Below are 12,969 nucleotides of genomic sequence, written 5' to 3'. Positions count from 1 at the left end.
GCGGGGCCTCAGCCGCCGGTCCCGACCTTCGCCGCGATCCGGTCGCCGGTCGCCTTGTCGATGTTGCGCCAGTACCGCACGGCGCGCTCCAGGACCGGGGGGCTGACCCCGTCCGACAGGTGCCCGGCGACGTTCGAGACCAGGCGTTCGCGCGCCACGTCGTCGAAGACCTCCCGGACCATCGTGCCGGGCCGGCCCCAGCCGTCGTCCTCGGCGCGCGGCGTGTACGCCTCGCGGGCCATCTCGCCGGACGTCGCCCACCCCGCGGGCTCGCCCAAGCAGGCCGTGTCCGCGGCCGGGCCGCCGTACGAGTTCGGCGCGTCCGGGCGCGCCGCCGACGACGCCTCGAAGCGCATCGCACCGTCCTTGGCGTACGAGGAGACCAGCGAACGGAACCGGTTCGGCGGGAGCCGCGTGTAGTTCGCCCCGATCCGGCAGCGGTGCGTGTCCGGGTGCGTAGTCCCTGCCCCGTCAACGCCGATCGTGCGCCCCCGGCAACGACAGCTCGAACCACACCACCTTTCCACTGCTCAGCCGCGTCGCACCCCAGCGCCGGGCCATCCGGTTGACCAGGAACAGACCCCGGCCGCCCTCGTCGGTGTCCCGGGCCCGGCGCTGGCGCGGCAGCTGCGGGGAGTCGTCGCCGACCTCGCAGCGCAGCACGTCCGTACGCAGCAGACGCAGGGTCACCGGCCGCTCGGCGTACCGCACGGCATTGGTGACCACCTCGCTGACCAGCAGCTCCAGCGAATCGCTCAGCTCCTCCAGGCCCCACCGGGTCAGCGCTCGACGGGCGAACCGGCGGGCCCGGCCCGGAGCGGTCTCCTCCGGGTCCAGGAACCAGTACGCGACGTCACTCGGCGCGATCCCGTCGAACCGGGCCGCGAGCAGCGCGATGTCGTCGTCCCGGTCCCCCGGGCCGAGCATGTCCAGGACGTCGTCGCAGAGGGCCTCCAGCGGCGGCGGATGGTCCAGGCCCGTCAGTTGCGCGGTCGTCGCCAGCCGCTCGCGGAGCTGCTCGATGCCCGTCCACACGTCGCGCAGCCGGGACTCGACCAGCCCGTCGGTGTACAGCAGCAGGGTGGCCCCCGCCGGGGCGTCCAACTCCACGGCCTCGAAGTCCACTCCGCCCACGCCGATGGGGGCGCCCGGCGGGACCCGGAGCACCTCGGCACGGCCGCCCAGGTGGAGCAGCACGGGCGGCGGGTGACCGGCGTTGGCGATGGTGATCCGGTGCGAGACGGGGTCGTACACCGCGTACAGGCACGTCGCCATCCGGTCGGAGCCGAGCCGTTGCGCCTGCTCGTCCAGGTGGTGCAGCACCTCGGCGGGCGGCAGGTCCAGTTGTGCCAGGGTCTGCGCCGTGGTGCGCAGCTGGCCCATGATCGCGGCGGAGGTCATGGAATGGCCCATGACGTCGCCGACGACCAGCGCCACCCGACTGCCGGGCAGCGGTATGGCGTCGTACCAGTCGCCGCCGACCCGGGCCGTCTCGGCCGCCGGCAGGTAGCGGGAGGCCAGCCGGACCCCGGTGGGCTGGGGGAGGCTGTCCGGGAGCATGGTGCGCTGGAGCTCGTCGGCGATGTAGGCCTCACGGCCGTACAGCACCGCCTTGTCGATGCCGAGCGCGGTGTGGGTGGCCAGTTGCGCCGCGACCAGCAGGTCGTTCGTCTCGAAGGCGGGCCGGTCCGGGGTACGCAGGAACACCGCCGCGCCGATCACGCGCCGGCGGCCCCGCAGCGGGGCCAGGATGGCCCGTTGGCCGCGCGGGACGGGATGGTCGGCCCCCAGCAGCTCCGGGAGCGCGTCCTTGGCTCCTGCGGCCGATCCGAAGACGGGCCGTACGCCGCGCAGCACCTCGGCGAGCGCCCCGCCGGGCCGGATCTCGCACAACTCGGCCGCCGGCAGGTCGCCCTGCGGGCCGACCAGGGTCATCTGGCTGAAGTCGAGTTCGCCGGCGGCCCCCGCGGCCCCGGCGGGATCGCCCCCGGTCAGATCGTCGAGCGGCCGCAGCCGGTCGGTGCGCCGGAGCCTTAAGACGACCGGCCCGACGGGGCGCTCGTCGCCCACCGGCAGCGGGTCGCGGAGGTAGACGAGGATCGCGTCCGAGAACGTCGGCACGGTCGCCCGGCACAGGCCCAGCACGATTTCGTCGAGGTCGATGCCCCGCGCGATCCGGCGGGTGGCCGCGCCGACGAAGCGCAGCCGGTCGCCCTCCCTGCGGGCCGTGCCGGTCTCCGCGCCGGCGATCGGACCGCCGCCGTGCCGGCCCGCGCCGCCGCCGACACCGTCCACCTGGACGTCGCCGTCGCCCGGCACGGCGCCGTCCACCCCGGTCGGGGCGAGGGCGTCGGGCCGGCTGCCCGGCCGGGCGCCGTGCGTGGTGCGGTCCTCCCCGCCGCGGGCGCGCGGGGGCTCGGGAGCGCGGTCCTGCGCCGAGGCGGCGGCGGCCGCGTTGCGGGCGGCCTCGCCGTCCCGGGCGCGGGCGCCGCCCTGACCCGGCTCCCCGCCGGCCGGTATGTCCGCCGGGGAGGCGGCCGCGGTGCGCGGCCGGGGAAGTTCGCCGGCCGAGGCGGTCGCGGGAGCACCGCGCTCCGCGCCCGGACCCTGCGCATGCGTGCGTACGGCCTCGGTGGCCGCGACGGCGGCCTTGCCGTGGCCGGCATCGTCCGTACCTCCGCCGGAGGCGACGGGCTGCGGGCCCTCCTGGGAGGTGGGGTACTCCGTCACGCGTGGAATTCCGTCCGTTTGCGCTCGATGTGCGCTGCACTCAATCGGTCAGTCGCGGTATACCCGCTCAGCGGCAGGGGCACCACCGCCCCGCGGTTCCGCGTCCCGCTCGTTACCTCTCGCCCAGCGTTGATCTCCGGTCAAGTCCCGTGTACGGCACGTCAATTACGGATGTAGAGCCTGGCGGCAGCGCCGCAGACGACCCGGCGGAGGACGATCCTACGGTTGAACCCCGGGGGCGCATCAAGGGTCTCATGAGGTCATATGCGCCGGGGTGCGGTCCCAGTCCTCGGGCAGAACCGGCACCCTCCAGCCCGGATCCGGCCTCCACTTCTCCCAGCCGGAGGAGAACGGCGCCCCCCATTCCTTGATGACCTCCACGGCCGCGAGCCCCGCCGCCTCCACCTCGCGGGCCCGCTCGGGCGCCATCAGTCCGATCCGCCGCGCCTGGGCGAACTCGTCCTCGTCCAGCCACTTCCAGCTGCGGTCCGGGGCCACGGCGATGTCGAGGAAGTGGTCCACGGAGTCCACCCCGCCGGCCCAACGGGTCAGCGGTTCCTCCAGGTTCACGTACCAGTTCTTGAAGCGCCAGCCCCGCTCCCAGAACAGCCACACCGACCACGGATCCCCGGGGCGGGCCAACTTCAGCACCCCGCTGCCGAACCAGCGGGACCGCGCGGTGGTGCGCGGCGCGGTGTACCGGGTGGCGAGGGGCTCCTCGTGGACCGGGGTGCCGTCGGCCAGCACCGGCTTCACGCACTCGGTGCCGGGGGCCATCCACACGGCCAGCAACTCGTCGGTGTCCCGCACGACCGTCACGGGTCGACAGATGTGGACCCGGCCCTGCGGGCCCGGGGCGTGGTCGCGGTAGCGCCAGAGGATCTGTTCGCCGGGCGCCCAGTGCGAGCCCCGGACCCCGTCGTGCGTCCCGCCGCGCGCCATGCCGCCCCCGCGGCCTCCGATACCTGTCATGCGCAGATCTTAGGGCTGAGGTCCGTTCGCGTGACGCGACGCAGGTCACGGAGGTGCCCGGGGACGGGAAACGACCGAATCCGGCCCCCGGCGGGGGGCGGTTTCAGGGCCGGGTCATCCGCAGGACGTCCAGTGCCTCGTCCAGTTGGGCGAGGGTCAGCGCGCCGCGTTCGACGTAGCCCTCGTCCAGTACGACCTCCCTGATCGTCTTCCGTTCCGCCAGCGACCGCTTCGCCACCTTGGCCGCCTCCTCGTAGCCGATGTAGCGGTTCAGGGGGGTGACCACCGAGGGCGAGGATTCGGCGTACTCCCTGGCCCGCTCGGAGTTGGCGGTGATCCCGTCCACCGTCCGATCGGCGAGCAGCCGGCTCGCGTTGCCGAGCAGGCGGATCGATTCGAGCAGGTTCCGGGCCATCACCGGGAGCATCACGTTGAGCTCGAAATTGCCGGCGGCGCCCGCCACGGCGACCGCGGTGTCGTTGCCCATCACCTGTGCGGCCACCATGAGGACGGCCTCCGGGATCACCGGATTGACCTTTCCGGGCATGATCGAGGACCCCGGTTGCAGATCCGGGAGATTGATTTCGGCCAATCCCGTGCGCGGTCCGGAGGCCATCCAGCGCAGATCGTTGGAGATCTTGGTGAGCGAGACCGCGATCGTGCGGAGCATTCCGGAGGTCTCCACCAGTGCGTCCCGGGCGCCCTGGGCCTCGAAGTGGTCCCGCGCCTCGGTCAACGGCAGTCCGGTCGCCTCGGCCACCTCCGCGATCACGGCGGCGGAGAACCCGGGCGGCGTGTTGATGCCGGTGCCCACGGCCGTTCCGCCCAGCGGGAGTTCGGCCAGTCGCGGCAGCGCGGCGCGCAACCGCTCGACGCCGTAGCGGATCTGGACCGCGTATCCGCCGAACTCCTGCCCCAGCGTGACCGGGGTGGCGTCCATCAGGTGGGTGCGGCCGGCCTTGACCACCGCGACGAACTCGGCGGACTTGCGCTCCATCGCGTCGGCGAGGTGATCCAGGGCCGGGATCAGCTCGCCGATGACGGCGGCGGTCGCGGCGATGTGGATGGAGGACGGGAACACGTCGTTGGAGCTCTGCGAGGCGTTGACGTGGTCGTTCGGGTGGACCGGCCGGCCGAGCCGTTCGCCGGCCAGGGTGGCGATCACCTCGTTTGCGTTCATGTTCGACGAGGTGCCGGAACCGGTCTGGAAGACGTCCACCGGGAAGTGCTCGTCCCACCGACCCGCCGCGACCTCCTCGGCGGCGGACCGGACGGCCTCGGCCACGTCCGCGTCCAGGACCCCGAGCCGGGCGTTCACCACGGCGGCGGCGGCCTTGATCCGGGCCAGTGCGGCGATGTGGGCGTGCTCCAGGCGCTGTCCCGAGATGGGGAAGTTCTCCACGGCGCGCTGGGTCTGGGCCCGCCACTTCGCGTGGGCGGGGACCTGTACCTCGCCCATGGAGTCGTGTTCGATCCGGAACGCGCCGGGTGCCTCTTCGGCCTGCTGATCTTCGGTCATTTCCATGGCCTCCTCAAAAAGTTGAGCAATTGTCTTGTTCGAACTGTTCCCAAGTCGGCTACCGGCCAGTAAATACCGGGGGTAACACCAATGCCGGGGAGGCGTTCATGGCACGTGCGCGCACCAGACCCATGCTCAGATCTACCGTCGTCGCGGTCGCCGCGATCGCGGCCGCCCTCGGCGGCGTAGGCGCCGTCACCCCCATGGCCCAGGCGGCGCCCGTCGCCGCCGTCACCCCCCTCTCGCCCGAACTGGAGGCGATCCGGGCCGCCGAGGCGACCAAGATCTACGGTGACTCTGCCATCCGCCCGCTCGCGGAGCGCAAGACCGGCCTGATCTCGCTCGGCGACAGCGAGATCTCGGGTGAGGGCGTCGACACCTACGACCCGGCGACCAACACCCCGAACAACCAGTGCCACCGCTCGCCGGACTCGGCGATCCACCGCACCGGCATCCCCGCCGACCTGACCTTCAACGTCGCCTGCTCCGGCGGCTACACGGGCAACATCAGGATCGGCGGCAGCAAGCAGTACGCCGACGAACTCGTGCAGAGCGACAACCTCGCCATCAAGGCCCGCAACACGAAGATCAAGATGGTGCTGCTGGTCGCGGGCGCCAACGACGACCTCCAGTTCGGCCCCGTCATGACCGACTGCGTCACCCGCTGGGTGCTCGTCCAGGGAACCTGCGAACCCAAGTACGGCCCCGGCTGGCAGGCGCGCGTCGACGGCCTGAAGCCCAAGGTGGAGTCCACCGTCGCCGACCTGAAGACGGTCATGCGCGACGCGGGCTACGCCGACACCGACTACAAGCTCGTCGTCATGGGCTACCCCAGCCCGATCGGCCCCGACTTCAACGACAACCCGAACTTCCCCGGCAAACTCCCCGGCGGCTGCGCCGGCTACGACTCCGACGCCACCTGGGGCCGCAACCACGCGGTACCCACCTTCGAGAAGGGCATGCGCGCCGCCGCACTCGCCTCCGGCGCCACCTACCTGGACAACTCCCGGCTCTTCCACGGCCACGAGGTGTGCATGGAGGACGCCTGGGCCCGCGGCCTCTACCTCGACCTCGGCGACCACTTCCCGTGGGACGAGAACACCGCCCGACAGTCCTTCCACCCCAACTACCGGGGCCACGGCGCCTTCGCCTCCTGCCTGACCCAGCTCTACACCTCGGGCCTGCGCGAGGCCTCCTGCGCCGACCCCGCGAGCACCGGCACCCCGGTCCTGCAGGCCGGGGCCTGGGACGACCTGTACAGGCCGCTGCGGAACGAGGCCACCGGCAACTGCCTGGACTCCCACGGCGGCGCGAGCGCCAACAACACCAAGGTGGTGGCCTGGGACTGCCACGGCGGCCGCAACCAGGGCTGGTGGTACGACGGCGCCCGCAAGGCCGTCCACATCGAGGTGACCCAGGACCGCTGCCTCGACACCCCCGGCGGCAACTACGGCAACGGCACCGGCCTGGTCCTGTGGAACTGCCACGGCGGCGCCAACCAACAGTTCGTCCGCGACGGCGCCACCCTGCGCCCCGCGGCCGCGCCCGGCATGTGCCTGACCGTGGCCGCCGCCCACGAGCAACTGCGCCTGCGGACCTGCGACGGCTCGGCGAACCAGCGCTTCGCGTAACCGCCCCGCACCACCCGCCCCGCACGACCCGCCCGCCCGCACCACTCACCCCCCACGCCCGGCCGGCGCACCCCGGCCGGGTGTGTCACATGTCCCGCAGCAGCTTGCGCACGTCCCGGGGCCGGTTCGTGATGATCGTGTCCACGCCGAGCCGCACGCACAGCTCCACGTCCTCCGGCTCGTCCACGGTCCACACCCGTACCGACAGCCCCTTGGCCTTCAACCGCCCCACCAACCCCGGAGTCCGGCGGACCAGCTCGATGCCCGGGCCCGCGTGGGTCGCGTACGGCGGCCGCACCGGCCGCAGCCGGCGTTCCATCAGGTACACGGCGGGCAGCCCCGGGGCCAGCCGGTGCAGCCGGGTCAGCGCGGTGCGGGAGAAGCTCATCACCTCGACGCGCCCGGCGGACCCGTCGGCCAGCCCGTACTCCCGCAGCATCCGCACCAGCTCGGCCTCCAGCCGGCCGCCCGCGCGCGACGGATGCTTCGTCTCGATCGCGAGCCCGACCGGCCGCGGCGCCGCCAGGGCCTCCCGGAGCAGGTCCTCGAAGAGCAGCACCCGGGCGCCGGCGTGCCCGGCCCCCTTCCACGCCCCGAAGTCGAGGGCGGTCAGTTCCCCGTACGTCATCGCGGAGACCACCCCGCGCCCGTCGGAGGTCCGCTCGACGCGCCGGTCGTGCACACAGACCAGCCGGTGGTCGGCCGTGAGCCGGACATCGCATTCGAGCGCGTCCGCCCCGTCCTCGACGGCCTGCCGGTAGGCGGCCAGGGTGTGCTCGGGGTGCTCGTGGGAGGCCCCCCGGTGGGCGATCACGCGGACGGCGCGGTGCGGGGGCGGCGAGGGTGTCGCGGTCATGCGGAGATCCTTGCGAACCGGGGTGAACGGAGTGGTGCGTCCCTGTCACCCCGACGTTAACCGGACGCGCCGGCTCAGGGCTTGATCGGCGGCAGCGGCGCGGGAGTGACGTCGAACCCGCCCCGAACGACCGTGGTGAAGGGGGCCGGGGCCATGCACAGGCCCACGGTCGCCTCGGGGGCCGACCCGTCCGGCCTGACGTCGAGGTTGAAGAAGTCCCACGAGAAGCCGAGCCGGTCCGGGGCGCCGCGCTCGCCCTCCTGCACGGCGAGGCCGATCCGCCGCCCCTCCCACCCGACGGTCGAGGTCTTCACCACCGCGGTGAGCGTGGCCGTCCTGCCCCCGGTGACGAGGCAGTCCACCTCGGCCTCGGAGGTGCCGGTGGTCTGCGTCGCGGGGGAGTGGTGATGGACGGTCACCGTGCCGCGGGCGTCCGTGGGCAGGCCCCTCTCGGCGCCGGGCAGGTTCAGCGGCCGACTGAAGGGCGCCGCCTTCGCGTCGACCGTGAAGCGGATGTCGTCGTCGGGGGCGTACGCGTACAGCACCGCGGCCGCCCCGCGGACGGCGGCGGGCCGGGCCGCGGGGGCGGCGGCCGGCCCCGGGGCCGCCGCGGCGACGGCGGCGAGCAGCGCGGTGGCCGATCCGGCGACGACAAGGGCGCGTAGGCGGTTCTCCATCGTGGACTCCCGTGTTCCGAGGGCTTTTCGGGTACGGGTGGAGCCTCGTCGCCCGGCCCCCAGGACTCCATCCGGCGATCGGCGGACACGCGCGAGGGCCCCTGTGCCGATCGGCAGAGGAGCCCTCGCGAGGTCACGGACCGGGGCGCGTCAGGAACCGGTGCGCGTCAGGTCGGCCCCTCGGGACCGGGAGGTCACAGACCCGGACCGCGGACGGGGATGTGGGTGAACGTCGGTTCCGGAGCCGGGTTTTGGAAGAAGTCGTTTCCCTTGTCGTCGACGACGATGAACGCCGGGAAGTCCTCGACCTCGATCCGCCAGACCGCCTCCATGCCGAGCTCCTCGTACTCCAGGACCTCGACCTTCTTGATGCAGTCCTGGGCCAGCCGCGCCGCCGGGCCGCCGATCGAACCCAGGTAGAAGCCGCCGTGCGTGCCGCAGGCGTCCGTCACCTGCTGCGAGCGGTTGCCCTTGGCCAGCATGACCTTGGAGCCGCCCGCCGCCTGGAACTGCTCGACGTAGGAGTCCATGCGACCGGCCGTGGTCGGGCCGAAGGAGCCGGAGGCGTAGCCCTCGGGGGTCTTCGCGGGGCCCGCGTAGTAGACCGGGTGGTCCTTCAGGTACTGCGGCATCTCCGCGCCGGTGTCCAGCAGCTCCTTGATCTTGGCGTGCGCGATGTCGCGCGCCACGACCAGCGGTCCGGTCAGGGACAGGCGGGTCTTGACCGGGTGCCTGGTCAGCGTCGCGAGGATCTCGTCCATCGGCCGGTTCAGGTCGATGGAGACCACGTCCGCCGCCTCGTCGAGGTGCTCGTCCGTGGTCTCGGGCAGGAAGCGCGCCGGGTCGGTCTCCAACTGCTCCAGGAAGACGCCCTCGGCGGTGATCTTCGCGGTGGCCTGGCGGTCGGCCGAGCAGGACACGGCGATGGCGACGGGCAGGGAGGCGCCGTGGCGCGGCAGGCGCACCACGCGCACGTCGTGGCAGAAGTACTTGCCGCCGAACTGCGCGCCGATGCCGATCCTCTGGGTCAGCTCGAAGACCTGCTGTTCCAGGGCCTCGTCGCGGAAGCCGTGGCCCAGCGGGGAACCCTCGCGCGGCAGCTCGTCCAGGTAGTGCGCGGAGGCGTACTTGGCCGTCTTGAGCGCGTGCTCCGCGGACGTGCCGCCGACCACGATCGCCAGGTGGTAGGGCGGGCAGGCCGCCGTGCCGAGCGAGCGGATCTTCTCCTCCAGGAACTTCATCATGGAGGCCTCGTTGAGGACCGCCTTCGTCTCCTGGTAGAGGAAGGACTTGTTGGCGCTGCCGCCGCCCTTGGCCATGAAGAGGAACTTGTACGCGCCGCCGTCGGTCGCGTACAGCTCGATCTGCGCGGGCAGGTTCGAGCCGGTGTTCTTCTCCTCCCACATGGTGAGGGGGGCCATCTGCGAGTAGCGCAGGTTCAGGCGGGTGTAGGCGTCGTAGATGCCGCGCGACAGGGCCGCCTCGTCACCGCCCTCGGTGAGCACGTTCTGGCCGCGCTTGCCCATGACGATCGCCGTGCCCGTGTCCTGGCACATCGGCAGGACGCCGGCCGCCGCGATGTTCGCGTTCTTCAGCAGGTCCAGCGCCACGAACTTGTCGTTCGCCGAGGCCTCGGGGTCCTCGATGATGCGGCGCAGCTGCGCGAGGTGCGCGGGGCGCAGGTAGTGCTGGATGTCGTGGATCGCCTCTTCGGCGAGCTTGCGCAGCGCCTCCGGCTCGACCTTGAGGAACGTACGGCCGTCGGCCTCGAAGGTCGAGACGCCCTCCGAGGTCACCAGCCGGTAGGGGGTGGTGTCCTCGCCCAGGGGCAGCAGGTCGGTGTACGCAAACTCTGGCATGACGGCAGTCATTCCTCACTCGGCAGACGGCGCTGGCGACCAATTGGCAGCGCGGCTTACCAGCGTAGGACCTCCGTCCGCGGCCGTGCTTGTGAGGTAGGGCTCACTGGACGGGTGACGGGGAGTATCGCGATCTATCGTGTCTCGCTATGCTGGTCCGCGTGGACCTGGAAAAGCACACCGCCGCCCCCGCCGCATCCGCTGCCGCCCCGGCCGCCGAGCTGCGCGCCTCCGACGCCGACCGGGACCGGATCGCGCAGATCCTCGCGGATGCCGTGGCCGAGGGCCGGTTGACCGCCGAGGAGCACTCCGACCGTCTGGACACCCTCTACGCCGCCAAGACGGTCGGCGAACTGGACGTGCTCGTGAGGGACCTACCCGCGGCCGCCGGCTCCGCGCCCGCGGGCGCCGCCTCCGTCGCCGCGCCGGCGTCCGGGCCGGTCGAGACGGTCGTCGCCGTGTTCAGCAGCTCCTCCCGCCGGGGGCGTTGGCGTCCCGGCGCGCACACCCGCGCCGTCTCCGTCTTCGGCGACATCACCATCGACCTGACCGAGGCCGTCTTCGAGCAGCAGGTCACCGAGATCAACGTCACCGCCGTGCTCGGCAACGTCGAGGTCCTGGTGCCGGAGAACGTCACGCTGCGTGGCTACGGCAGCGGGGTCCTCGGCAACTTCGAGGTGCACGGCCGCAGCCGCGGGGAGAGCGACCCCCAGGCCCCGGTGGTGATCGTCCGGGGCTTCGCGCTGCTGGCCAACATCGAGGCCAGGCCCAAGCTCGGCGCCCGTCTGGTCGACCTCGCGGACCGGATGCGCAAGCGGCTGGAGCGCTGACACGGGCGCCGCCCCGGCGGCGTCCGACCGGACCGCCGGTGGTCTCCCACCGGCGTGCGCGTGGTGCGGGGGGCGCGTTTCGGTCGAACTTCGCCGGAGCGGCCGACGCGCGGCACGCAGTGCATAGGGGCGCGTACAGCGGGTAGGGACAGGTGCATCGTCTCTCGCTCGCGTATACGTCGTCAGGAGTAGACCGTGCCGCATCCGCCGCATCAGTCCCTGCAGGTAGCCGCCGTCAAGAGTCTTCAGGCGCGTCCGACCGCCGTGCCGAGGCCGCGGGTGCCGACAAGGGAAGAGGACGGCCCCTGGCACGCGGAGGCGGTGTGCCGCAGGGATGAGGCGGGGCTGTTCTTCGCGCCCTCCAAGGAGCCCACCGCGGCCCGCCTGGCCCGCGAGGAGGCCGCCAAGCGGGTCTGTGCGCGCTGCCCCGTGATGGTCGCCTGTCGGGAGCACGCGCTGCTCCAGCCCGAGCCCTACGGGGTCTGGGGCGGGCTCACCGCGGCCGAGCGGCGCGTCGTGTTGGCCCGCCGGCGCCGGCGGGCCGCCGAACTGCGCCCCGGCACCGGCACCGGCACGATCGCCGCCGCGGGCTGAGCCCCGGGAGCGCGAGAGCTCGTACGGGGCGAACCGGCACGGACGCGAGAGGGGCGGGCCCGCCGCACACGGGACCCGCCCCTCTCGTCGTGCCGATGCGCCGGCCGGAGCGCCCCTACTGGGCGCGGTCGAAGTCGATCGCGCTGTACGCGCGCAGCTTCGACAGCCGGTGGGTGGAGTCGATCTGACGGATCGTCCCCGACTTGGACCGCATGACCAGCGAGGACGTGGTCGCGGTCTCCGAGCGGTAGTGGACGCCGCGCAGCAGCTCGCCGTCCGTGATGCCGGTGGCGACGAAGAAGACGTTCTCGCCGGACACCAGGTCGTTCGTGTGCAGGACCCGGTCCAGGTCGTGGCCGGCGTCCAGGGCCTTCTGGCGCTCCGCCTCGTCCTTGGGCCACAGCTTGCCCTGGATGGTTCCGCCGAGGCACTTTATGGCGCAGGCCGAGATGATGCCCTCGGGGGTGCCGCCGATGCCCAGGAGCAGGTCCACGCCGGTACCCTCGCGCACCGCCATGACCGAGCCCGCGACGTCGCCGTCCGAGATGAACTTGATCCGCGCGCCGGTCTCGCGGATCTCCTTGACGATGCCCTCGTGTCGGGGGCGGTCGAGGATGACCACGGTGACGTCTTCGACGGCCATGTGCTTGGCCTTGGCGACACGGCGGATGTTCACCGAGGCGGGGGCGTTGATGTCGACGAAGTCGGCGGCTTCCGGGCCCGTGACCAGCTTCTCCATGTAGAAGACGGCCGACGGGTCGAACATGGTGCCGCGGTCGGCGGCGGCCAGGACGGCGATGGCGTTCGGCATGCCCTTGGCGTTCAGGGTGGTGCCGTCGATCGGGTCGACGGCGATGTCGACCTCGGCGCCGGTGCCGTCGCCGACCCGCTCGCCGTTGAAGAGCATGGGGGCTTCGTCCTTCTCCCCCTCGCCGATGACGACGACGCCGTTCATCGACACGGTGGAGATCAGGGTCCGCATCGCGTTGACCGCGGCGCCGTCCGCGCCGAGCTTGTCACCGCGGCCGACCCACCGGCCCGCGGCCATGGCGGCGGCCTCGGTCACCCGGACGAGCTCCAGGGCGAGGTTGCGGTCGGGGGCTTCGGGAGAGACTTCGAGCTGGGGCGGCAGGTTGTGCTCGGTCATCGGAGCGCACCTTTCTGTACGGCGACGGCCGGGATGTGAGGGTGCTGGAACTCTATCGGTACGTCGACATATTGAGCAGAGCGGGTCACGAATGAGCGGAATATCGATCAGCCGTTTGGCCTGAGCGGACACCTTGCGACAACGGGGCCGCCGG

10 protein-coding genes and 1 pseudogene are annotated in these 12,969 nt (G+C 72.4%); 3 read left to right on the top strand and 8 right to left on the bottom strand.

Features of this window, described 5'->3' with window-relative positions:
- Nucleotides 1-8: 8 nt before the first annotated feature.
- The 4 genes and pseudogenes from ACIRO3_RS03080 to ACIRO3_RS03065 all read right to left on the bottom strand — a co-directional run.
- Nucleotides 9-458 (bottom strand): annotated as a pseudogene (locus ACIRO3_RS03080) (catalase-related domain-containing protein); the annotation flags it as partial.
- Between the two features lie 13 nt (nucleotides 459-471).
- Nucleotides 472-2,730 (bottom strand): SpoIIE family protein phosphatase, encoded by a 2,259-nt coding sequence (locus ACIRO3_RS03075; protein WP_404131807.1) that lies wholly within the window; start codon nucleotides 2,728-2,730, stop codon nucleotides 472-474.
- Between the two features lie 252 nt (nucleotides 2,731-2,982).
- Nucleotides 2,983-3,672 carry a DUF402 domain-containing protein gene (locus ACIRO3_RS03070; RefSeq protein WP_404132336.1) on the bottom strand — a complete coding sequence of 230 codons (690 nt, stop codon included), beginning with the start codon at nucleotides 3,670-3,672 and terminating at the stop codon, nucleotides 2,983-2,985.
- 133 nt (nucleotides 3,673-3,805) lie between these two features.
- Nucleotides 3,806-5,221, bottom strand: coding sequence for a class II fumarate hydratase (locus ACIRO3_RS03065; RefSeq protein WP_404131805.1), 1,416 nt, complete (start codon nucleotides 5,219-5,221; stop codon nucleotides 3,806-3,808).
- A 131-nt stretch (nucleotides 5,222-5,352) separates the two neighbouring features.
- On the opposite strand from ACIRO3_RS03065, the gene ACIRO3_RS03060 reads away from it, so the two are divergent.
- Nucleotides 5,353-6,852, top strand: coding sequence for a ricin-type beta-trefoil lectin domain protein (locus ACIRO3_RS03060; RefSeq protein WP_404131803.1), 1,500 nt, complete (start codon nucleotides 5,353-5,355; stop codon nucleotides 6,850-6,852).
- Between the two features lie 85 nt (nucleotides 6,853-6,937).
- Here the strand turns inward: ACIRO3_RS03060 and ACIRO3_RS03055 are convergent, their stop codons facing one another.
- The 3 genes from ACIRO3_RS03055 to ACIRO3_RS03045 all read right to left on the bottom strand — a co-directional run bounded on the left by ACIRO3_RS03055 (nucleotide 6,938) and on the right by ACIRO3_RS03045 (nucleotide 10,244).
- Complete coding sequence (locus ACIRO3_RS03055; RefSeq protein ID WP_361772021.1) at nucleotides 6,938-7,708, bottom strand: glycerophosphodiester phosphodiesterase; 771 nt, start codon at nucleotides 7,706-7,708, stop codon at nucleotides 6,938-6,940.
- Between the two features lie 74 nt (nucleotides 7,709-7,782).
- Nucleotides 7,783-8,385, bottom strand: coding sequence for a hypothetical protein (locus tag ACIRO3_RS03050; RefSeq protein ID WP_404131801.1), 603 nt, complete (start codon nucleotides 8,383-8,385; stop codon nucleotides 7,783-7,785).
- A gap of 194 nt (nucleotides 8,386-8,579) precedes the next feature.
- A complete protein-coding gene (locus tag ACIRO3_RS03045; RefSeq protein WP_361772023.1) occupies nucleotides 8,580-10,244 on the bottom strand; it encodes a fumarate hydratase in 1,665 nt (554 codons plus the stop codon).
- Nucleotides 10,245-10,405: 161 nt separating this feature from the next.
- On the opposite strand from ACIRO3_RS03045, the gene ACIRO3_RS03040 reads away from it, so the two are divergent.
- Nucleotides 10,406-11,074 (top strand): DUF1707 domain-containing protein, encoded by a 669-nt coding sequence (locus ACIRO3_RS03040; protein ID WP_404131799.1) that lies wholly within the window; start codon nucleotides 10,406-10,408, stop codon nucleotides 11,072-11,074.
- 195 nt (nucleotides 11,075-11,269) lie between these two features.
- Entirely contained in the window at nucleotides 11,270-11,668 is a 399-nt protein-coding gene (locus tag ACIRO3_RS03035) for a WhiB family transcriptional regulator (protein ID WP_404131797.1), read from the top strand.
- A gap of 115 nt (nucleotides 11,669-11,783) precedes the next feature.
- On the opposite strand, the gene glpX is transcribed toward ACIRO3_RS03035, so the two are convergent.
- Nucleotides 11,784-12,815 carry a class II fructose-bisphosphatase gene (gene glpX / locus ACIRO3_RS03030; protein ID WP_361772026.1) on the bottom strand — a complete coding sequence of 344 codons (1,032 nt, stop codon included), beginning with the start codon at nucleotides 12,813-12,815 and terminating at the stop codon, nucleotides 11,784-11,786.
- Nucleotides 12,816-12,969 lie beyond the last annotated feature (154 nt).

This window comes from Streptomyces sp. NPDC102278 (assembly GCF_044766345.1).
Classification (GTDB): Bacteria; Actinomycetota; Actinomycetes; order Streptomycetales; family Streptomycetaceae; genus Streptomyces.
The sequence above is the reverse complement of the archived record's forward strand: the minus strand, read 5'-3'. Positions and strand labels throughout refer to the sequence as shown.

Coding starts and splice junctions, on each gene's coding strand:
- ACIRO3_RS03045 (WP_361772023.1), bottom strand. CDS start 10,244: ATGCCAGAGTTTGCGTACACCGACCTGCTGCCCCTGGGCGAGGACACC.
- glpX (WP_361772026.1), bottom strand. CDS start 12,815: ATGACCGAGCACAACCTGCCGCCCCAGCTCGAAGTCTCTCCCGAAGCC.
- ACIRO3_RS03060 (WP_404131803.1), top strand. CDS start 5,353: ATGCTCAGATCTACCGTCGTCGCGGTCGCCGCGATCGCGGCCGCCCTC.
- ACIRO3_RS03055 (WP_361772021.1), bottom strand. CDS start 7,708: ATGACCGCGACACCCTCGCCGCCCCCGCACCGCGCCGTCCGCGTGATC.
- ACIRO3_RS03050 (WP_404131801.1), bottom strand. CDS start 8,385: ATGGAGAACCGCCTACGCGCCCTTGTCGTCGCCGGATCGGCCACCGCG.
- ACIRO3_RS03070 (WP_404132336.1), bottom strand. CDS start 3,672: ATGGCGCGCGGCGGGACGCACGACGGGGTCCGGGGCTCGCACTGGGCG.
- ACIRO3_RS03065 (WP_404131805.1), bottom strand. CDS start 5,221: ATGACCGAAGATCAGCAGGCCGAAGAGGCACCCGGCGCGTTCCGGATC.